Source organism: Chitinophaga sp. CF118 (assembly GCF_900112615.1).
Classification (GTDB): Bacteria; Bacteroidota; Bacteroidia; order Chitinophagales; family Chitinophagaceae; genus Chitinophaga.
In genome coordinates this window covers 1,265,624-1,288,226 of record NZ_FOMK01000001.1, presented here as the reverse complement: position 1 = coordinate 1,288,226, position 22,603 = coordinate 1,265,624, and the positions used below count along the sequence as shown (strand labels likewise).

Here is a 22,603-nt window from a genome sequence, read left to right as displayed (position 1 = left end):
AACTATCATGCGAATGCTGCTTTTGGGAATGCTCTTCTTTTGTATTTCCTGTAATAAAAAGAATTTACTGGATGTGGGATCGCCATCAGGTGTGATTGTTTCACCCATTGTATATAAATCTGATGCAAATGCTGCTGATGTGCTTACCGGGCTCTATTACATAATGAGTAGCGGTGGGCCGGCAACTGGTGAACTGAGTTGTACATATTATGGTAGTTTATCTGCCGACGAATTTACTTTATCTGACCAGGATGAGTTGGCGCAATCAGCCTATAAGAATGCGCTCACATCGGCCAATGTACCATTATGGACCCAATTTTATAATTATATCTTTCATGCAAATGCAGCTATCGAAGGATTATCAAATTCTACTGCCCTCACATTGTCTGTAAAACAACAACTTATGGGTGAAGCAAAATTTATCCGCGGGCTATGTTATTTCTACCTGGTGAATTTCTTTGGGAAAGTTCCTTTAGTAGTGAGCACTGATTATAAAGTTAACAAGGGTCTTTCATGTGCAGATATGGATGCTGTATATATACAAATCGCCACCGACCTGGAAGCTGCGCAAACGCTGTTAAGTGATCAATACCTGGAGGCGAATGTTACAACGCTTACCAGTGAAAGGTTACGCCCCACGCGCTGGGCGGCGATAGCCTTACTGGCCAGGGTACAGTTATTCAGGCGCAACTGGGCCGCTGCCATTACTGCTGCTAAAACAGTGATTGATCATACTTCCTTGTTTGATATTGCGCCGTTAAATGAGGTTTTCCTGAAAAACAGCAAAGAAGCTATCTGGCAGTTGCAGCCGGTGAATGGTAAGTATACAGAAGATGGGCAACTTTTCATTTCGTCTCTTCCGGTATATATCAGTCCTTCCCTGTTACAGGCATTTGAACCTCACGACCTCCGCAAAAGCAGCTGGCTGAAAAGTAATTCGCGGGAAGGAAACCCTTGTTATCCTTTTAAATACAAAACCTCCCGGGAGGCAAAAACGATCACCGAATACCTGATGGTATTACGGATCACAGAACAGTACCTGATCCGTGCAGAGGCCTTTGTGCAACTGGGAGATCTGGCCGGCGCCCGCGCAGATCTTAATGTGATCAGGCATCGCGCCGGACTGGCAAATACAACTGCTTCTACCTCAGCAGAATTATTAGCAGCTATTATGCATGAAAGGCAGGTAGAGTTTTTTGCGGAATGGGGCCACCGTTGGCTGGACTTAAAACGGACTGGAACTGTGGATGCAGTGATGGAAAGAATGACAACACAAAAAGGTGGGAGCTGGAAAACTTATCTGCAGTTATATCCCATTCCCCAAAGTGATTTGTTATTGAACACTCATCTCAAACAAAATGTAGGTTATGAATAAAAAAAACCGGCATTCTAAATTTATCCTCTCTATCTCCTAACTCTTATCCTCTTTAGTCTTCTTACCTTTCTATCAATAAAAACATCTATTATGAAAAGGGCAAGAATCGTTTTAGGGACAATCATCCTCATAGCCGTATTTGGTGGATTAACGGCGTTTAAAGTCCAGAGGATGGGACTCACAAATTTATTTTACAGAACCACAGGAGTATTCGTATTAAACGGGGCAGGACGGCACCTCACATATGCCACACTTTCTCCTTACCGCACATTTCAAACCTCACCTACGCAAACCACTGTTAGTGTAACAATGCGGCTGTACACCAGTACTACCTGGACAACAACGACAATTGGCGGATGGCCGTATACTTACATTGTAGTAACAGGGATGGAATGGCCGGACTGGTTGGTTTATGATGATGAGGGACAGTGATATTATTCCTTTTTACATCTGGTAAAAGCTAATGGAAATTGTAATGTTGTTGCGGAGTTAACCCATATAGTAGTACTATCTGGCAGGCTAATGTTTTCTGTTTTCACAGCTCCTTTTTGCAGGGGAAGGGTTACTGTTTTCTCTTCTGAAAGCAGTTTTTTATGACTGACTACATTCGTGGCAGGGATGGTTTTTTCCAGTGGGTGAAGCAGGAAAGAAAAGCCTAAACTGATAATTAGTAATGCAGTAACGCTGAGAGAAAATGGTTGCCAGAAATTAGTATGTTTTGGGCAATTCGGTAACAGGAGGATATCTTTTGCAGATCTGGGGCGTGCTAAAAATTCTTTTACATCCGGAGTATTTAGTATGGTCCTTGTTTCCTGCCATACTTCGAATGCTTCGGGGTTTTCACGGATAATACGGCTGAGGTAGGCCAGATCTTCCTCACTGATTACACCTGCCAGTTCTTCCAGAGCAAGGTGATGTATCAGTTCTTTTTTTATCTTCATGATAACTGTGAATTGCCGATAAGCCCCAAAAGTAACATATTGTCATATGACTTTCTTAAGGTGCGTGCGGATCACTTTGAGCGCGCGGCTTACCTGGTTCTTTACAACCTGTGGCTTAATATTCATATCAACAGCTATTTCCTTGTGGCTTTTGTTGTCTATATACAACAGCTCAAATGCTCTCCGGCAGGCAGGTGCAGTAATGCAGGCCATGGCATCTCTTATTTGACTGTAAATTTCTTTATTCTCGAGTACGTAATTAACGGTCGCTTCTTTAGATACATACAATGTATGCTGGATAAACCTTCTGGCTACTTCACTTTTGCGGCATTTATAAGCATATTGCAAATGCACTGCTTTTAGCAGATAATGTTTCAACGGAATTGATATTGAAAGTTTTTCCCTCCTTTGCCATAGAGAAGCAAAAATTTCCTGTACCATATCTTCAGCTTCTGAATAGGAACGGATCTTATAATAAGCCTCCATTAGTAGCATATGCTGGTAATGATTGTACGTGGCAGTAAAAGCAGGTTCGTGCCCTGCTATTATACCTTGTAGCATTTCTTCATCATTTGTATATAACATAGCCGTTTCCCTTGTATTACATGACAATAGTTGCTATCCAAAAGTATTATTTAAAAAACTGCGGGAAGTTAATGTGAGGTTAACGGATAAGAAAACTAATGGTTTAATACCGTATAGGGTAAAGGTAAAGTGAATCATTAGATGAGATACCATGACTATTGAGTGAGTCCTATGAGGATAGTATATAGAGAGGGGAACTGTAATTGATCCGGGCCCTGATTTTGTTAGAATCACAGATTTTCAGTAATTTAAGATTACTCAAAGTATTATGTTATGGCCAGACAGGAAAGCCTGCTAAAATTCACCGGTAAATTGGGAAATGTGATCGGTTACCGGAACAAGAAAGACTATTTACTACGCAGTGCTTCCTCTGTCGTGAGGCAAACATCTGCTACCAAAAGAGCTGCAAGGGATTTTGGAACCGCCAGTAAAGCCGGCCGGCTTATCCGCCATGCGCTGAGTGAATTCCTGCAGCATTCTTACGATAGCTCATTGACTAACCGCCTGAATAAAACACTAGGTGAAATAGTTCGCGCCGATGACGGTCACAAAGCCGGTGTACGCATACCGGTAGCTGCTAATATGCAATCTTTACGTGGGTTTCGGTTTAACCATCATACAGGTATTGAGCACCTTTTAGGAGGTAATCCTGTTGTTGGGAATAATGATGATGGTGGCATCAGCATCTCATTCCCGGAAACCGTCATCAACAATAACAAAGCAACCCATATCATAATAAAAGCGATAGCACTATCAGTCAATTTTACACAGCAAACAACCCGGCAACTGTCAAGTGAAACAGTAGTGATCAGATATGGTGAAAAACAGATTCTACCCACGCTTACATTAAATCCTGGTAGAAAGGATATTACCCTTCTTATGCTGGAAATACAATCCTGTTATGAGGTAAATGGTCAGCTGTATCAATGCCAGAACAGAAAAGGATCTGCACTGGATATTATTGCAATTCTACCACCAGCAGAACAGCCTAAAGAAATAAAAAGGAAATACCGTAACAAAGCTCCCAAACTCAGGGTCATTCCATCATATGTTCAACCTGCCAGACGCTCTGGTAACATACTACCTGTTGCCTTCTGTTCCCTACCGGAAGGGTGATGTCAGGCAGGTCTCCCACAATATAAATTAGGATTTTTACACTACGGAACAGGCTTCCGTTAGTATTGTCATGCCTTATAAGAGTATTTATCTATATTTTAAACGGGTTACTTCCAGCAATCAGCACTTTATTCCCGGAAAAAGTACTTTAATGAAGCTTATTATAACAAATAACCCTTTTCTAACCCCAATCCGGTAAAAGTCCACCTTATCTCCACCCTTACAAGTACTATCATGGAGCCTTCGATATGATTTCACATTAGTATTTCTAGCTGTTGTCTTTCTGCAAACCTTATATGGTCAGCTGCTTGTCATCCAGCACAAATCCTTTTATTATAAATTTACGCAGGGGCTTAGTTGCCAGATGCGGTAACCCACCGATATAATAGCGTCAAGGTTATAGAAATCAATATTTCTTGTTACTTCTCTCTTTTGAACTGTCTGGAACTTCCGGATAGTTTCTGTTCTTCAAGTCGGGTAGATTTGATAATCAGTTCCACATCTATTCATCATGAATTTGCCCGGACCATTTAGTTTTAAAAGTATCCCATTTTTAAAGCTATTAAAAATGGGATACTTCTATGCTTAGTATAATGAAAGCGTAAACCTTACTTCCACGTATTCTCTCCGCTCTTCATCTTATCCAGCGTGGCCTGGAAAGTAGGCTTCGCATTATCCGGCGCCATATTCAATGCCTTTTGTTCCCACGTAATCGCTTCTTCTTTTTTGTCCAGTTTATACAGCAGGTTTGCATACGTATCTATGAAGTTAGGATCTTCCTGGTGCTGGAAACTACGTTTGCTCCACGCCAGTGCAGAGGTGAGGATCTCTTTATCGGATACATTCTCAAACACGGTCCATGCAAAGCTGTTCATTTCATTGGGAGATATGCGTGCACCATATTTCTCGATGTAAGGGGTTGCCGTTGCAGCAAAGTTTGACCAGTCCTGCCTGTTCAGGCAATGGATGGTTTTAGCACGCCAAACGATTTCTTCGCCTGGAGCGCCATATTTGCTGACTACCGATTTCTCTAATGTATTCCAGTCGGGATTTGCATCTTTGCCAGTTACATAAGGAGCAATTTCTTCTGTGAAGATGATGCCCATTACTTTATTCACTGCCTGATGAGCACCAATGATTTTGTCTACGTTTTCAGGTTGTTTTAAAAACAGCTGGAAGCCGGGATCTTTACTGCTAGTAGTGTACTGCTGAATAAAGGTCATGTTGGTTTTGGTGAACGGATTTTGCAGGCCCTTGATGTAATCAGATGCTATCATAGATGCATTTGCTTTATCATTTACACGTGTGGCCATCAGAGCCAGATCTCGCAGGAAAGCTGAATCCTTTTTGCCTTGTTTGTACTGATTTAATAAAGAGGCGTATTGGAGATCCGGATTGGTAGTATCAGAAGCCTGTGCTTTGAACCCATTCCAGGCATAACTTTCTGCAGCAGGGACTAAAGAACTATGAATCTGACGCAGTTTCTCCGCTGGAATTTTGATGATTTCACGGTCATAACTCATCATCCCGTTTTCTTCTGTTTCCACGTCAAAAGGTTCAGTGTAGATAGAACCAGACAAACCTTCTTCTTCAAATATTTTCAGGTGTTTCAGCATGAACTCATATTTCTTCGCAAATTCAGCCGGAGATACCTGGATGTAACCCCATCCTTCAGCACCATTCCACTGGTGATTTGGTGTTACCACACGCACACCTCCCCATTCGCCGAGTATACGGGCTTTGCCTGGAAGGGAAGGAGAAATACCGGGACCAGGATAGTCGTGGATATCAGTCATATCACTGCTTACCCATTTGTCCATAGGGTTCTGTGGGGAACCACGGTCGTAATTCTCTCCGGTATGACCGTCAATTACACGGGAAGGATCTGCTTTTTTCATCCATTCGGTGAGGCGTTGCTGATCGTAACGCGCCCAGCCTTCATTGAATAATACCCAGATGACGATGGAAGGGTAGTTATGCAATTGCGCGATATTCTCTTTGTTCTCTTTTTCGAATTCTTCATGGGCATCAGGACCATCGCCGGCGCAAGTCACCATATCCTGCCATACCAGCATCCCGATCTTGTCTGCGTGGTAATACCAGCGGGCAGGCTCCAGTTTGATATGTTTACGGATAGTGTTAAAACCCATATTCTTAATCGCCAGGATGTCGAATTTCAGCGCTTCGTCAGTAGGAGCGGTGTAGAGTCCTTCCGGCCAGAAGCCCTGGTCCAATACACCCAGGTGATAGGTGTATTTGTTGTTCAGGAACAGACGGGCCATACCCTTGTCATCGTTCTTCACTTCAATTTTCCTCATCCCGAAATAACTACCTACGGAATCGATTACTCTGCCTTTGTAAAGAAGACGAATACTCAGGTTATAGAGATACGGATCTTCCGGACTCCACAGGTGAGCGTTGTTTACAGGCAGCAGCAACTGAGCCCCTGGCTTGCCTTTGATAGTACTGCCATTGGAAGCAACAGCTTCGATGGTATAATCTTTTGCATTGCCGGCAGTGTTCACTGTTAAACGCAGGTGATTGCTGTCGATAGAAGGAGTCATTACGAGATTGCTGATATGCGCAGCAGGAACTGTTTCCAGCCAAACCGTTTGCCAGATTCCGCTGGTAGCGGTGTACATGATGTTCTGGGGTTGCAGTACCTGTTTGCCATGAGGATTAGGCCCCTGGTCGGTAGGGTCCCAAACCTTTACCAGCAGTTCATTATTGCCTGCTTTCAGGGCATCCGTGATATCGAAAGAGAAATTCTGATAACCACCAACGTGCCCGCCAACTTCTTTTCCATTTACAAAAACAGTGGCCTGATAATCAACCGCACCGAAGTGGATTAATATGCGTTTGCCACCTTTGATGTCTGGTTTGGTAATAGTTCGCTTATACCAGAGCAACTGATTTGGCAGTAAAGGTTTCTTTACGCCGGAAAGGGCAGACTCTACCGGGAAAGGTACCAGGATCTGGCCATCGAATTCGCTGGGCATAGCCGGACCTTTAGGCATAATGGCATATTCCCAGAGACCGTTCAGGTTCTGCCATTCACTCCGCACCATTTGTGGACGTGGATAATCAGGAAGTACATTCTCAGGGTTCACATCTTTGGCCCAGCGGGTTTGTATGCCTACCGGCTGCATTTTCCAGGCCGTTTGAGCATGGGCATGTAAAAGTGGAGCACATAGCACCATTGCAAGAGCAAGGGCTTTTTTCAGTCTGTTCATGATAGCTGTTTATTGAAAGTTTGATTGTTTGGTGTTAGAAAAAATTAGAAAATATGGAACAAGTGAAGTTGCAGCTGGAAAGGAATAGTAACACGGTCATCTGCAAGTAAATTTTCGGATCTCCTAAAATTATTCTCTGTCTCCTAAGTAGAAAACCTCTAAGCAGGTTTAACTTCGATATCTATCAGCATTAAGACCCCGTGCCTCAAAAATGCTGAAGTAGCATTGTTACACCCAAACAGAGACTACAACATGAATACAGAAAAGAAAAGGGCTATTATTATTGGTGCCGGTCCGGCCGGCCTCACAGCTGCCTACGAAATGCTGAAACGTACTGATATTCTTCCCGTTATACTCGAGAAAAGTGATGATATAGGCGGGATCTCAAAAACAATCAACTATAAAGGAAACCGCATGGACATTGGCGGGCACCGCTTCTTTTCGAAGTCGGACCGTGTAATGAACTGGTGGATGAATATCATGCCTCCCCAGCAGGAAGCAGGCTCCTCCTTTACTATCAATTATCAGCGTAAATCCAGGGATGTCCATTCAAATGGCAACTCTGTAGCTGATCCGGATAAAGTCATGCTGGTTCGCAAGCGCTTGTCCAGGATCTATTTCCTCCGGAAATTCTTTACTTACCCCATTACTTTATCTATAGAAACCCTGCGTAAACTGGGGGTGTTCAGAACCATTGCCATACTTTTCTCTTATCTGAAAGCTCAGTTATTCCCCCGCAAACCGGAAAACAACCTGGAAGATTTTATGATCAACAGGTTCGGGAAAACCCTTTATAACCTCTTCTTTAAAGATTATACAGAAAAGGTATGGGGAGTACCCTGCCATGAAATCCCGGCAGAATGGGGCGCTCAGCGTATCAAAGGTGTGAGTATCCGCAAAGCCTTACAGCATGCCATTCAGGAGGCAACAAAGTCGAAGAAAAAAACAGGCGATATATCACAAAAGGATACTGAAACCAGCCTCATTGAACAGTTCCTGTATCCCAAATTCGGCCCGGGACAGTTATGGGAGGAAGTAGCAAGGCAGGTACAGGAAATGGGCGGTATCATCCACATGCACCAGGATGTAAAATATATCCATACCGAATATAATAAGGTAACAGAAGTTACCTCGGTGAACAAGGTAACAGGCGAAGCCTTACACCTGCAGGGCGATTACTTTTTCAGCACCATGCCGGTGAAAGAACTGATTGCCGGTATTGCCGGTCCGGTGCCTCCCGATGTAAAAGAGATCGCTGCAGGATTGCAATACCGGGATTTTATCACCGTAGGTATTTTACTCAAACGTCTTTCTTACCAGGATAAACATACCGGAGAGTGGAAGGCGTTGAAACTGGAAGATACCTGGATCTATATCCAGGAAAAAGAAGTGACAGTCGGGCGATTACAAATCTTCAATAACTGGAGCCCTTTCATGGTGAAAGATCCGGATACCATATGGGTAGGCATGGAGTTCTTCTGCAATGAAACTGATGCCTTCTGGAAATTACCCGATGCAGAGATTAAAGCACTGGCCATTAAAGAACTGGAAAAAATAGGACTGGCTACTGCCGAAAATGTACTGGACAGTACTGTATTACGCGTAGAGAAAACTTATCCCGCTTATTTCGGTGCCTATGAACATTTCGGCAAAGTGCAGGCATATACCGATACCCTGGAAAATCTTTTCCTGGTGGGCCGGAATGGGATGCATAAATATAACAATGCAGACCATTCCATGCTTACTGCGATGGTAGCAGTGGATAACATCAGCGCGGGTATCACATCCAAAGAAAATATCTGGGCTATCAATACAGAACAGGAATACCATGAAGAAAAGGCTTCAACTGACACGCCTGTTGCAATACCGGTGAGTCAATTGAAGCCTTCCTTCAGGGACTATTTAACAGAAGAAAAAAGTATTTAAACATAATCCTCATTATGACAATGAAAACGCCTTTATTACCCCATGAATTCAAGCAATATATCTGGCATGACAGGGAGAATCGTATTTCCCTGTTATTGTCAGTTATCGCGGCATTGATCCTGTTCTTTATCTTCAAAAGATTATATCCCTTCCCTAATTTTCTGCCGGATTCCTATTCTTATATAGATGCCGCATTTAATAATGTGAACATCAATATGTGGCCGGTAGGTTATTCTAAGTTCCTGCGTTTTATCAGTGTGTTTAATCGTTCTGATACAGGCATGGCACTCATCCAATATTTATTATTACAGGCAAGCATCCTCTTCTTCCTATTTACCATCCGTTATTTATTACATCCCGGTAAATGGGTAATGCGTATCCTGTTTGCGTTCCTGGTACTCAATCCGCTGTGGTTTTATATCAGCAACTTTGTATCCAGCGATGCCTTGTTTGCAGCCCTCAGCCTGTTATGGTTCACAAGTTTATTCTGGATTCTTTATCTGCCCAATTTACGGATGCTGATCCTGCATGCATTAGTATTAGGATATGTGTTCTCCGTGCGCTATAATGCACTGTATTACCCTATTATCAGCATTCTGGTAATTTTACTCGCAAAGGGAACCGGGAAAGCGAAATTATATTCATTACTTATCATACTGGTGCCTGTATCCTGGTTTGTGATTTATACTTCCTGGACGTATAAGGAAAAAACGGGAGTGTTTCAGTTTTCTGCCTTCGGCGGATGGCAGCTTGGCAGTAATGCGTTATTCATGTATGCGCATGTCCCTACAGCTGCTACCAGCCCGGTTCCCGCAAAATTTAAAAAGATCCACCAGATCACCACGAAACATATGGATTCCCTGAGGCATGTAAAACAACGCCCGGATAATGAGCTGGGTATTTATTACCTGTGGGATGAGAAGGCGCCATTAAAGATTTACATGGCACAAAAGTATGCGCGTGACAGTACCACTCCTTATTTAAAACGATGGTCAAGTGTTGCGCCATTGTACGCACAGTACGGCGCATGGTTGATTAAACAACATCCCAGTGCATACGTGCAGTATTACCTGCTGCCCAATCTGGTGAACTATTACTCACCATCGCCGGAATTCCTGGCAATAGATAATATGGGCAAGGATTCTGTAGATCAGGGAGCAGTTATGTGGTTTGGGTATAAAAAGAATAAAGTGACTTCGTTGTCAAAAGACAGGAAGATCATCCTGACAGCATTTTTTCCTCCCATCCTGGCTATGATCAACATTATTTTCTTCCTGGGATTCTTAGGATTTATGTTCCTGGGAGGATTTCGAAATGTGGATACTTATTATAAAAAAGCGCTGCTGATTATGTTGCTGGTATGGGTGTCCAATCTTGCATTCAGTGTATTGGCATCGCCTATCGTATTACGATACCAGGCATTTCCGTTCATTATCACCCTTGCTTTTGGGGGATTAATGCTGGGATATGTGGTAAAAGAGAGCTTCACCCCGCAGGAACATTACACTAAACCGATCCCGGGCGAAGCCGGAATCGGTTGATGATTTTTGGGGAAACATGTGACGAAGTAATAGTTGTGTCTTTCAACGTTATCCTTGGTAGAATAATTTACGTTGTCATTGTAATAGCACTGGTTTGCAAAAGGTAACATCAGAAATAAAAAAAAGATTATTGTTCTCAATCTATATTCAATTACCGGAAGGCCCTTATGGGGCCTTTTGGTTGCCCTTCATTTTTTCCAGGGAGGCTTTAATAGCCGGTTTATCTTTTTCAGATACCATTGCCAGCGCCTTTTCCAGCCATTCAATGGCTGCTATTTTCTGGCCCAGCTTATACATACGTTCTGCATTGACACTTACAAAGGCACCGAAAATATTCAGATCACCGGGAGAAATCCGTTCCCCATATTTTACGATGTAAGGAATGATGGCGGCAGAAAAATTATCCCAGTCATTATTATTTAAACTATGGATAACGCGTGCCCGCAGGTAAATTTCTTCACCAGGATTACCATACAATGTTGTAATATGTTTTTCAAACATTGCCCAGTTGGGCGTTTTACCCTGACTGTTGATAAAGGGTAAGATCTCGTCCTGGAAGATAATATTCATCACTTTTTGCTCCGCCTGGTTAGCTCCCAGTACCGCATCTATTCTTTCCGGGTGCTTCAGAAAGATCTGGAAGCCGGGATCTATCACACTTTTGGTAAACTGTGAGATAAAGCTAATATTAGCACGCGTGTAGGGATCGGGCATTGCTTTGATATATTCCCCGCTAATCTTTTCCGCATTCTTTTTATCATTTACTCTTACCGCCATCAGAGCCAGGTTGCGCAGGAACTCAGATTCCTTTGTACCCTGATTATATTGCGCCAGCAGTGCCGGATACTGATTGTCCGGGTTCGTGATGTCTGCCGGTTTAATCTCTAATATGTCTGCATAACTCCTTGCACTCGGTTGCAATGCACTATGCAGCTGGCGGAGCTTTTCTGCGGGAATCTTAATCACTTCCCTGTCGTAAGTCATCAACCCGTTCTCCTCTGTTTCCACATCAAATGGTTGGGTGTAGATGGAACCCGACAAGCCTTCTTCTTCATACAGTTCCAGGTGTCGCAGCATGAAAGCGTATTTATCTGCAAATCCGGCGGCGGGTACCTGGATGTAACCCCATCCTTCTGTTGCATTCCACTGATGACCGGGGGAGCTAACTCTCACCCCTCCCCATTCTCCCAATACCCTGGCCTTGCCGGGAAGAGCAGGCGCCAGTCCGGGGCCCGGATATTCATGTACATCCGTCAAATCACTGCCAGCCCATTTATCATTGGGATTCTGTGGAGCACCACGATCATAGTTCTCTCCGGAATGCCCGTTTACCAGCCGGGAAGGATCGTATTGTCTGATTGTCTGTGTCAGTCTTTCCTGGTCATACCTTGCCCAACCTTCATTAAAGAGCACCCATACCACAATAGAAGGATGATTATATAATTGTGCAATATTCTCACTGTTCTCTTTTTCAAATTCCGCCTGTGCCTCGCGACTCGCATTAGTGCAGGTCACCATGTCCTGCCATACCAGGATCCCTTGCTGGTCTGCATGATAGTATCAGCGGTCGGGTTCTATTTTTACATGTTTGCGGATGGTGTTAAAACCCATATTGCGGATAGCCCGGATATCGAATTGCAGCGCTTCGTCTGTAGGAGCGGTGTACAGCCCATCGGGCCAGAATCCCTGATCTAATACGCCCAGGTGGTAGGTGTAATGATTGTTCAGGAAAAGACGTTCAACGCCGGCGTGGTCTTTCTGTACAGAAATCTTCCGCATTCCGAAATAACTGCCAATGGTATCTGTCACTTTCCCTTTGTATAATAAACGAATATTAAGCTGATAGAGATAAGGATCATCCGGGCTCCAGTAATGTGCATCCGGAACCTGCAGTAATAGAGAACTATTAATCTTTCCCTTAATAGAGCGGCCATTGGAAGCAACAGCTTCCAGCGTATAATCTTTTGTGGCGCCGGTGGTATTCACACGGATGCGCAGGTGGCCACTGTCAATATCGGGTGTCAGTTGTATGCTGCTGATATAAGCCGCAGGCACGGTTTCCAGCCAAACTGTCTGCCAGATACCGCTGCTGGCAGTGTAGAGAATATTCTGAGGCTGAAGTGACTGTTTGCCATGTGGATTAGGCCCTTCATCGGTAGGATCGAAAACGCTTACCAGTAGTTCGTTGTCGCCGGTTTGCAGCGCATCTGTAATATCAAAAGAGAATTGTTGATATCCCCCCGTATGACTACCCACAACTTTGCCATTCACATATATCATCGCTTGCCAGTCGACCGCCCCAAAGTGCAGCAGGATGTGTTCCCCTGGTTGGATGGCAGGCTTCTCCAGCATTTTTTTATACCAGAGCCGTTGTGCAGGCAGCAGGGTTTTCCTTACGCCAGATAAAGCAGATTCAATAGGGTAGGGAACGATGATAGTTCCCTCATATTGATTTGGGAGTGTAGCAGAGGTATCTGTGATAGTATATTCCCACAGGCCGTTCAGGTTCTGCCATTGTGAACGTACCATTTGCGGACGCGGATATTCCTGTAGCGGATGTGCAGGGTCCACCTGTGATGCCCAGCGGGTTTGCAGGGGAGACTGTGCACATAGGATTGTTGGGCAAATACAACAGATAGCCAGAAGTAGATATGTCATGGTTAAACTTTGGGTCGTAAAAAATAAGCTAATTGACCGGGACAATTGTTAGGAGATAGCGAATAAAAAGTGAGAGTTGGAGGGTTATAAAAAAAAGAGTCCCGACTAGATAACCGGGACATTTGTTTTCCTCAATATACCATTAAATGTGTTTTTAAAGTCGTACTCTAAAGTTCCTTCATTGGTTCCTAAAAAGAATTAGGAGGGAAGGAAAATAGTTAGGGAATAGCGAATTTTTTCAAACTCAGTTACTATTCTTTCTTAGTTCTCTGGGACCTAGAGAAAAGCGTTTTTTAACCGCATATGAAAAGCTGGAATAATCGGTATAGCCAAATTCTTCTGCCAGGTCCTGCAGCGGAATTTCTGTTTCTGTCAATTTGCGGTGTATGATTTTCATTCGTGCGTTCTGGAAGAAGTCGTATACAGTGATACCATGCCGGGATCGGAAGATATCTTCCAGTTTTTTCTCATTGGTCCCCGCAAACTTTGCCAGCTGTTTCAGGGTAGGAGGAGAAGGATGATGGACGTGCTGTAACAGCAAAACCTCAGTGCGCGCTCCTCTTTCATGATCCGCAGTATTAAGTCCATTGTGGTCTGTCAGATAACGTGATAACATGTCAAGGGATTCAATAATGAGTTCTCCTGTTTTCTGTTCTCTGTATTTCTCACTTGCAACACATGGTAAGCGCCGTTCTGTGATATCGTTAATAACATTCCGCAAACGTTCCGGAGCCACTATATTATGATCTAGTAGCGTAATAACAGTGCCGCTGTCTATTTTTTCAAGAAAGAGCTCTACTACCGGAAAACTGTCGAGGTATTCTTCCAGTTCTTTAATAGGGATATGTACATTGATCGCCATGTAAATCCCCGGTGATTTAAACCTGATTACGTGATGTAACATATCCGCTACCAGGATATTCATCTGATGGTCACTGGTTTCCATCTCCTCTTCTTCCATCACATAATGCATTGTACCTTTTACTGTATAATGCATCAGCAGATCACCCACATTAGCGGAGATTCTGAATTCAGTAGGTTTAGTGATAATATAATGGCTCACCCAGGCAATATATCTATCGATCGTTATCTGTTGAAAGATAAGGTGCCCAAAACTCTCGCTCTGCGCATAAAAGGGAATAGTACCCTGTAACTGAAAACTGGTTAATGCAACTGGCAAACCAGGCGAGAACAGGATCGCTTGCCCAATCGGGGTCGTAATTGACAATGGGAGGGTCATCTGTATAGCAATTTAGAACTATGCACTGCAACAGAACGTCATGACTGAAAAAAAGTAGGAGGATTGTGACTATTTTTTATTTGCTGCCTGAAAGTATTCTTTTATTTTTTCAACGGACTGGTATGGTAGGTAAAGTCCATTCCTGAATAAAGTTTATACAAGAAAGTTTTTCAAAACTGAAAAGAGTACGATGAAAATATGATTTACAAAAAACAGGGAAAGGAGAGATGTTTGTATATGCGTAAATGGGGAATAAGTTAGTGAGTGGCACCTTTGATAGGGGTTAAGCAGGAGGTAAACAGCAGTTAAACAGGAGTTAAACAGGGGTTAGTTTGACTCCCACCGACCAAACCCCTGCTTAACCCCTGTTAATCACCTGTCAATCCTGGAAGTCTCTCCGAACTCTCCCGGAAGTCTTCCCCGTCACTAGCAATTCGTACGTGGAAAGAAGATCTCAGTTTTGTGTGTAGAAGAGGCGTTTCTGGATCAATTTCCGCTTCTCGTAAAAAATATTCCCGATTTGTCTCGGTCATGTTATACCCTTAACCGACTTTTGCGCGCTCGGGGATATAGGAAGCTTATGCAACATAATTTTTAGAGCTATGTATTGTAATTTATTATTATCAATTACTAACTTGCCAATGAAAGCACTAGGCAGTTCCTGGGATGTTTAGCATTCAAATTTTAATGAATGAGTAAAATGAATCAGCAGCCAGGAAAAAAGGGTAAGTCCTGGTTAAAAAAACTAAATGCCTGGTTACATCTCTGGCTTGGGCTTGCGTCCGGTCTGGTTGTTCTTATTGTTAGTATCACAGGTTGTCTTTTTGTATTCCAGGAGGAGATCTCACAAATCATCCATAAGAAGACCCTTTTTGTTACACCACAGTCCACACCAATATTACCACCAAGTGTATTGCAGGCTAAAGCACAGACAGCTTTGGGTAAAGATAACCCTATCACTTATATGACCTTCTACCGGCAACCTGACAGAGCCTGGGAGTTCAGTGCATATAAACCGGGCAATGACAAAGCCATCACCTTTTTCGGTTCTATAGACTATTACGGTAGTGCATTCGTAAATCCTTATACCGGCGAGATCACCGGAATCCATGATTATGAACATGACTTTTTTGTTATCGTAAAATATATCCATTGGAGCCTGTTGCTCAATGGCCCCATCGGAGAGGGGATTGTAGGCTGGAGTACACTGATCTTTGTGATCCTGCTTATAACCGGCTTAATACTATGGTGGCCTAAAAAGTGGACTAAATCGAGTCGTGAACAGAGCTTTAAAATAAAATGGTCTGCCAAGTTCAAGCGTGTCAATTATGATCTCCATAACGTACTTGGATTTTACAGTATGCTCTTGGCGTTAGTCATCGCATTTACCGGAATGGTATGGGCTTTCAAATGGTTTGAGGCAACGGTATATGTAATTGCAGCCCGTACTACCACACCACCGGAACAAAAAGAATTCAAATCCGATACCTTGCAGATGCCATCTACGAATGCCTTGGATATCGCCTATAGTTATCTCTTAAAAGAAATGCCTGATGCACGGCGTTTTAGCGCCAGTGCAGTTGCACCTGCAGCCTCTGCACCTATCTATATGTCCGGGTATTATGGAAAGGAAACATTCTACAACCGTGATGATTTCCGGTTTGATAAATACTCCGGTAAAGTGCTCAGTCGCATCACCGCTAAAGACAGAAATGCAGGAGAGAAGCTGATAGGAATGAACTACGATATCCATGTGGGTGCCATCGGTGGATTACCCGGAAAGATCCTGGCATTCATCATTAGCCTGATCTGCGCCAGTTTACCTGTAACGGGATTGCTGGTATGGTTGAATAAAGGGAAGAAGAAATCAAAAGCAGAGAAGAAACCATTGCCGGCAGTAACGGCAGAAGTATAGTTGTTAATGAAATGAAAGCTGTGTTGGTCGTTTTGGGGGACGTCCTCCTATTACATTACTTTCCCATAATTGCCCCAGCGAATAATCTTTCATCCAGGATTTCAAACTTTCATTATCCAGCCGTTTAAAAGAAGTATGATCTCCTTCTCTGTTAACGACAATAATATCTTCCGGTTGAAATTCATTTACCAGGTTTACAGACTGAGTAGAAAGGATTACCTGTGTATTAGTAGCAGCTTTCTTAATAAGATCCGCTAATATTGAGATGGCTGCAGGATGCAGCCCTAACTCAGGTTCGTCCAATAAAATCAGTCCGGGTAACACTGGTTGTAATAATAAAGTCGCGAGGCAAATGAAACGTAATGAACCGTCTGATAATGAACTGGCAGAAAATGTTTTCTCAGAATTTTTATCAGTCCACTCTAAACGGATAGTATCAGGGTTGAGACGATTAGGGCGTAATAAAAAATCACTAAAGAAGGGGATAACGAGCCGGATTGTCTTTATGATCCTGTTATAATAATCTTCTTTTGTACGTTGCAGCATATATAAGAATGCCGCCAGGTTTGAGGCATCTTCAAATAAAAAGTGATTATCAGAAAGCGAGCCATATTTTTTCACCCCGGCACTTTCACTGGTATCATGAAAATGATAAACACGCCAGGTGGATAATGTATTATAAATGAGTTCCTGGTTAGGGCGTAAAAATGAATCTTCTGCCTTCGAATTGTACTTTAGCTTTGATTCCAGTCCTCCGGGATTGAAATTCTCCAGGTACCTATCCATATCATCTGGACCCATTCCCGAATCAGGGATACAATATTCACCTTCAAAGAAAAGATTGTCATCAACAGAGGGAGTAAGGATAATTTTATACACACGATCGTATGTAAAAGAGAGGCTTAAAGATAAATTTTTAGTTTGTTTACTGCCATAAAATAGTAGCGTATCCGCTCCTCCGGCTTCCCTGACAGAAATCTGTAAACGTTCTTGTATGATATTACGAAGAAATTTAAAAGCAGATATGAAGTTACTTTTCCCTGCACCATTGGCACCTATAAGCACGTTTACATCATTTACAGAAATTGTTAAACTCTGTATTGATTTATATCCTTCAATTGTGACTTCTTTTAACTTTCGGTCGCTCATATTTTATTATCACTTAAATAAGTACCTGTTAAACCAGGCAGCTATTTAAGAAGCTAAAATACGCCAAATCTGTTTTTTGTGTCAATTTATCTAAAAAACGGAGTATCTGTCAAAAAAGGCCATGCATCTTTTCTGCTTGGACTCAATAGTCTGCAGAGCTATCCTGCAATAAATTATATCAGCATGTGAAGTTTTTATCTTGTATTTCATTCATTATTAATTGGTTATGGTTTTATTTTTAAATGGCGATAATATAAAACCAGTCCCATCAGGTGTTTCATGAACAGCTCATAGCAATATTGATTTAGAATATGTTTTTTATCTTAGCCCCAAACTATCTCTCAATGAAATTATCCTATCTGGTAATATGCCTGGCCACCCTGGCAGCTTGTAAGGGTTCAGGTGACAATGATGCCAACAGTGACTCAACAGCCATTAAAGCTATTGACTCCGCGGGGTTTGTAAAAGATATCGGTATGCTTGCCTCTGATGAATTCCAGGGTAGGAAACCATTTACTGCAGGTGAAGAAAAAGCGATCCATTACATGGAGCAGCGCTTTAAGGAAATTGGTCTGCAACCCGGTAACGGCAACAGCTATTTCCAGGAAGTACCTATGGTAGAGCTGACGTCTAAACCTGAAGGGCCGTTGGTGTTCAAGGGAAAGAATGGGAGTCTTAGTCTGCCTTATCTTGATGAATACGTAATTGCTACCCGTCGTGTACAGGAGAAGGTAAGTATCAGTAATTCCCCATTGGTATTTGCCGGCTTTGGGATTGTTGCTCCTGAATATAACTGGAATGATTATGAAGGACTCGATGTGAAGGGAAAGACTGTCGTTGTGATGGTGAATGACCCAGGGTTCTACGACAAGACGCTTTTCAAAGGGAAAACGATGACCTATTATGGTCGCTGGACGTATAAGTTTGAGGAAGCTGCCCGCCAGGGAGCTACCGGTATTATCATCATTCATGATCAGTTGCCCGCCAGTTATGGCTGGGCTGTAGTGCGTAGTGGCTGGTCCAAACCCCGTCTTGATTTGCAAACGCCAGATGATAATATGTCACGCGCAGCAATGGAAGGCTGGATCTCTCAGGGATCTGCAAAACAGTTGTTCAAGCTTGCCGGTGTATCCGATAGCGTGATGCAACAGGCTAAACATCGCGGGTTTAAAGCGATTCCATTGGATGTAACAACTTCCATGGTAATTAACAATAAGATCAGGAAATCAACATCACATAATGTACTGGCAAAATGGCCAGGCATCTCTCTGCCAAATGAATATATCATCTATACTGCACACTGGGATCATCTTGGTGTAGGAGAAGCGATCAAAGGAGATTCTATCTACAATGGTGCCGCAGATAATGCGTCTGGTTCCGCTGCACTCCTGCAACTGGCAACTGCTTTCAGCAAACTAAAACAGCACCCTAAACGTTCTGTTCTTTTCATCGCACTCACTGGTGAAGAACAGGGTTTACTAGGTTCAGAATACTATGCTTCACACCCCGTATATCCGCTGGATTCTACTGTTGCCGATATTAATATGGATGTGCTGAATTTCTTTGGTCGTACGAAAGATATTACCATTATGGGCCTTGGTCAGTCTGATCTTGACGATTATGCTGAGGCAGCCGCTAAGAAGCAAGGCAGAATCATAATACCAGAAGCAAATCCTTCAGGTGGCTGGTTTTTCCGTTCAGATCATTTCAACTTTGCTAAAGTAGGCGTACCAGCATTATACCCTGGCAGCGGAAATATATCCGTATATCATGATTCCGCATGGGCACCTATGCACGCTTCTGCATATGGACGTGAACGTTATCATTCCCCTTTTGACCAGTTGGATAGTACCTGGGAGTTTTCAGGAATGGTAGAAGATGTACGATTCCTTTTTGATGTAGGCGTGACACTGAGTAATGAAAATAAGTTCCCGGGATGGAAAAAGGGATCAGAGTTTAAGGATAAGAGGAAATAAGTGATTAATACTATAATGAAAAAGCGAATGAGGTGTATGCTTCATTCGCTTTTTTGTTACACACAGACTAGGGAGAGTAACTTAGACAATAAGTTGGACAAGTTGTCCAACCTATAATCAAATCGTATACTAAAATGTCGGAACTTAGACAACTACTTGGACATTTTGTCCAAGTAGTTGTCTAAGTTCCGACATTGAAATCTTTAATTAATATCATATGTGAACATACTTAATATTGTTCTCCCTGGCCTGTACTTCTATAGAATCTAATCCTGCGGGCAGTCGCCTTTTATTTACATTCTTCTCATCTTCAATTGGAGCAAATTGATATTGATCTGTGTTATAACCTGTTTTGGGATCCTGTACGGGGATCATTTGCGTACCATACAATTGCTTTTCTCCTTTTTCAATCCGTACTCTGTCAATCATCATTACAACAGATTTTAAAGGCAGTTCGTTTTTACTGGCAGCATCCATAAACATAGGCAGATATTTTTCCTGGTATTTAAGATCCGCATGTTGAATAACAAAAAAGCAGGCTTCATTTGCAAGATCCCCAACAATAGATTTCCCAGGGTTGCCCATGGAGTCAAGTATTTTTACAACTCTGATTAAATTAAGTGAATCTATGAGACCCTGTTTTTCCCAGAGTTTATTAGTTTCTGCTTCACTATTTGAGTGTGAAAGTTGCGCTCTGTAAAGTTGATCCTGGTGGAAGATGAACAATAGCTCATCCCTCAGATGTTTATTGTTATTGCTTATGCAGGAGGGGAATAACAACAATAGTAAAAGAGCTCTCTTGTTCATAACTATAATATTGTATGAGGGTTTATCTTTTCAACCGCACTAAAGCCTCCCCCCAATTTACTGAATTTCATATGATGAACAAAGCACTACATGCTATCCGATGGATTAACAGTATCAAACGGGATCTTCTTAAAGATGTTTGATCGAATGACTACAAACAAAATAGGATGTCCACAGTCAGAAACATTTATAAATACTACGCCAACTGGCAAATACTTCCCTTGCTGTAGATTCCGGAGGACGTTGACCACTATTTGTCCTTGTCAAATATGTCTAAATGATTACTCCTTCGTATTAGAACTAAAGTTGATTTACATAAATGCGCAATTAAATAATCATAATCGCCACTAATCAATTAAATTTGTACTTGTAGTATCGAATTCATAATCCCCCACGTATTTTTTGAATGAGAAATCCTAAATGGCACAGGGATGAAATTATTCTAGCGCTTGATCTATATTTCAACCCTGACAGAGGCTCCTTAGATAGTAATAATCCTAATATTATAAATTTGAGTAGAATACTCAATGAATTACCTCTTTTTGCTCATAAGCCTGATGAACAAAGATTTAGAAATCCTAATGGTGTCACTCTTAAACTGTGCAATTTTCTTCCCTTTGATAATGACTATAATGGAAAAGGAATGACAAGAGGATCGATACTGGATCAGGAATTATTTATTGAGTTCTCAAATAAAAGGTCAGAGTTGAAAATCATTGCTACTAGTATTAAAGCAGCCATCAGTAATATAGATGTGAAAACTGCAATTTCATTAGTGGAAGATGATGATGTTACTGTTTTAGAGGGGAGTATCTTATATAAATTACATAAGGTTATAGAACGAAATTCTACAATAGTTAAAAAGAAAAAGGAGCGCGTTATCGAAATATATGGGAAACTGAGCTGTGAAATCTGTGATTTTGATTTCGAAAATTTTTATGGGGAAATTGGTAATGGGTTTATAGAATGCCACCATCGTACGCCGCTAGCACAGATAAGCGTACGTGCACAAACGTCACTATCTGACCTAGCGTTGGTCTGCGCAAATTGCCATAGAATAATACATAGAAATCTCAAAACACATCACTTTGAAGAAATTAAAGCGCTCATCCAAAAACGCTTGTGTTAAAGATTGATAGCACAGCTTACTTATTGGAAAAGCCTTTATTGAAGCTATTTATGTGATGAGTACCAATATGCTGTCAAGATATTCTTTTGATCTATAAGTAATGTAAAAGGCCTCGAAAGAATCCATTTATCCATCAGAAAGTGGTTTTCTTTTCCAGATCAGGTAGTACCTGATCTATTCTTTTAGCTAATTCAGGAAGTTTAATAGTTGGTACAGCGGGAAACAGATGATGTTCCAGGTGGTAGAACATACTGAATGTGATTTTATTCTTCCAGCCACCCCTTTGTGTTCTGGCGAATTCAGGGTGTTCTTCCGTATCATGATGGACAGTCCATACAGCAAAGAAAGCCATCAGGAACTCTCCGATTACCATTACAATAATATGATAGATGAGGAAGTGGATGTTGAAATAAAAGACCAGGAAAGTAAAGAGAGCAATGGATATTAATTCTATTAACACATTTTTTACATACTTTTTATTACCCAGCTGCAGGGTTACTTTGTGGATCAGGAACATATGAACAGGCCCGTAAAAGATGGCTCCATACCAACTCATTCCCGCTGATTTTCCTTCATAATCTTCTTCAGACAAACAATATTTATGATGCCTGATATGATTGAATTTAACTGCATGAATGGATGCCATCATTAATATGCTGTTGGAGTACAGGGAGAACCAGGTAAGAAACCTGTTTGTTCCCAATGAATTATGAAACCCGTTATGTACTTGTCGTAAACCCGTTAAAAAGAAGAACGCAGAAAAGGGGAGGGTAAGGATGTAATAACCAAAGTAGGCAAGTATCCAGGAAGTAAGTGCCCAGGGAATGGTAAGGTTGTTCTCAATCAGCATTTCTTTTATCGAAAGGCTTTTCAGGTCTTTCCACTCAACTCTTTTCAGGATTTCGGGATGTGTCATATCTGAAGATTTAGATAAGATCTTACAAAACTACGGATCATGTAATACTGGCATATGATAAAAATCACCTTATCACTTATTAAGCCTACCTTGCCC

General features: G+C 42.1%; 17 protein-coding genes. 8 read left to right on the top strand and 9 right to left on the bottom strand.

What is annotated here, in order from left to right; translation table 11 throughout:
- Positions 1–7: 7 nt before the first annotated feature.
- Both BM176_RS05020 and BM176_RS05015 read left to right on the top strand, forming a co-directional pair.
- Entirely contained in the window at positions 8–1,375 is a 1,368-nt protein-coding gene (locus BM176_RS05020; RefSeq protein ID WP_090100182.1) for a RagB/SusD family nutrient uptake outer membrane protein, read from the top strand.
- Positions 1,376–1,465: 90 nt separating this feature from the next.
- Positions 1,466–1,807, top strand: coding sequence for a hypothetical protein (locus tag BM176_RS05015; protein ID WP_090100180.1), 342 nt, complete (start codon positions 1,466–1,468; stop codon positions 1,805–1,807).
- Positions 1,808–1,809: 2 nt separating this feature from the next.
- On the opposite strand, the gene BM176_RS05010 is transcribed toward BM176_RS05015, so the two are convergent.
- Together BM176_RS05010 and BM176_RS05005 are read right to left on the bottom strand one after the other, a co-directional pair.
- Positions 1,810–2,316, bottom strand: coding sequence for a hypothetical protein (locus BM176_RS05010; protein WP_090100178.1), 507 nt, complete (start codon positions 2,314–2,316; stop codon positions 1,810–1,812).
- A gap of 42 nt (positions 2,317–2,358) precedes the next feature.
- Complete coding sequence (locus BM176_RS05005; protein ID WP_177230299.1) at positions 2,359–2,877, bottom strand: RNA polymerase sigma factor; 519 nt, start codon at positions 2,875–2,877, stop codon at positions 2,359–2,361.
- Between the two features lie 297 nt (positions 2,878–3,174).
- Between BM176_RS05005 and BM176_RS05000 the strand changes: the two genes are divergently transcribed.
- Positions 3,175–4,017: a hypothetical protein gene (locus tag BM176_RS05000; RefSeq protein ID WP_090100174.1), complete on the top strand. Its 843-nt coding sequence runs from the start codon at positions 3,175–3,177 to the stop codon at positions 4,015–4,017.
- A 608-nt stretch (positions 4,018–4,625) separates the two neighbouring features.
- Here BM176_RS05000 and BM176_RS04990 read toward each other — a convergent pair.
- Complete coding sequence (locus BM176_RS04990) at positions 4,626–7,250, bottom strand: glycoside hydrolase family 2 protein (protein WP_090100171.1); 2,625 nt, start codon at positions 7,248–7,250, stop codon at positions 4,626–4,628.
- Between the two features lie 252 nt (positions 7,251–7,502).
- Here BM176_RS04990 and BM176_RS04985 point away from each other — a divergent pair, with 252 nt between their 5' ends.
- A complete protein-coding gene (locus BM176_RS04985) occupies positions 7,503–9,176 on the top strand; it encodes an NAD(P)/FAD-dependent oxidoreductase (RefSeq protein WP_090100169.1) in 1,674 nt (557 codons plus the stop codon).
- A 14-nt stretch (positions 9,177–9,190) separates the two neighbouring features.
- Complete coding sequence (locus BM176_RS04980; RefSeq protein ID WP_143097711.1) at positions 9,191–10,717, top strand: hypothetical protein; 1,527 nt, start codon at positions 9,191–9,193, stop codon at positions 10,715–10,717.
- A 165-nt stretch (positions 10,718–10,882) separates the two neighbouring features.
- On the opposite strand, the gene BM176_RS32865 is transcribed toward BM176_RS04980, so the two are convergent.
- From BM176_RS32865 to BM176_RS04970, 3 genes are all read right to left on the bottom strand, one after another.
- On the bottom strand, positions 10,883–12,235 hold the full coding sequence (locus tag BM176_RS32865; RefSeq protein ID WP_255373437.1) for a glycoside hydrolase family 2 TIM barrel-domain containing protein: 1,353 nt from the start codon (positions 12,233–12,235) through the stop codon (positions 10,883–10,885).
- 42 nt (positions 12,236–12,277) lie between these two features.
- Positions 12,278–13,375, bottom strand: coding sequence for a glycoside hydrolase family 2 protein (locus BM176_RS32860; protein WP_255373436.1), 1,098 nt, complete (start codon positions 13,373–13,375; stop codon positions 12,278–12,280).
- Between the two features lie 244 nt (positions 13,376–13,619).
- Complete coding sequence (locus BM176_RS04970) at positions 13,620–14,615, bottom strand: helix-turn-helix domain-containing protein (protein WP_090100165.1); 996 nt, start codon at positions 14,613–14,615, stop codon at positions 13,620–13,622.
- A gap of 691 nt (positions 14,616–15,306) precedes the next feature.
- Between BM176_RS04970 and BM176_RS04965 the strand changes: the two genes are divergently transcribed.
- Entirely contained in the window at positions 15,307–16,530 is a 1,224-nt protein-coding gene (locus tag BM176_RS04965; protein WP_090100163.1) for a PepSY-associated TM helix domain-containing protein, read from the top strand.
- A gap of 3 nt (positions 16,531–16,533) precedes the next feature.
- Here the strand turns inward: BM176_RS04965 and BM176_RS04960 are convergent, their stop codons facing one another.
- Positions 16,534–17,679, bottom strand: coding sequence for an AAA family ATPase (locus tag BM176_RS04960; RefSeq protein ID WP_090100161.1), 1,146 nt, complete (start codon positions 17,677–17,679; stop codon positions 16,534–16,536).
- A 344-nt stretch (positions 17,680–18,023) separates the two neighbouring features.
- On the opposite strand from BM176_RS04960, the gene BM176_RS04955 reads away from it, so the two are divergent.
- Positions 18,024–19,655 carry a M28 family metallopeptidase gene (locus tag BM176_RS04955; protein WP_090100159.1) on the top strand — a complete coding sequence of 544 codons (1,632 nt, stop codon included), beginning with the start codon at positions 18,024–18,026 and terminating at the stop codon, positions 19,653–19,655.
- A gap of 213 nt (positions 19,656–19,868) precedes the next feature.
- Here the strand turns inward: BM176_RS04955 and BM176_RS04950 are convergent, their stop codons facing one another.
- A complete protein-coding gene (locus tag BM176_RS04950; protein ID WP_143097710.1) occupies positions 19,869–20,462 on the bottom strand; it encodes a DUF6624 domain-containing protein in 594 nt (197 codons plus the stop codon).
- A 406-nt stretch (positions 20,463–20,868) separates the two neighbouring features.
- Between BM176_RS04950 and BM176_RS04945 the strand changes: the two genes are divergently transcribed.
- Complete coding sequence (locus BM176_RS04945; RefSeq protein WP_090100155.1) at positions 20,869–21,591, top strand: HNH endonuclease; 723 nt, start codon at positions 20,869–20,871, stop codon at positions 21,589–21,591.
- A 133-nt stretch (positions 21,592–21,724) separates the two neighbouring features.
- Here the strand turns inward: BM176_RS04945 and BM176_RS04940 are convergent, their stop codons facing one another.
- Positions 21,725–22,507, bottom strand: coding sequence for a fatty acid desaturase family protein (locus BM176_RS04940; protein WP_090100153.1), 783 nt, complete (start codon positions 22,505–22,507; stop codon positions 21,725–21,727).
- Positions 22,508–22,603: the final 96 nt, after the last annotated feature.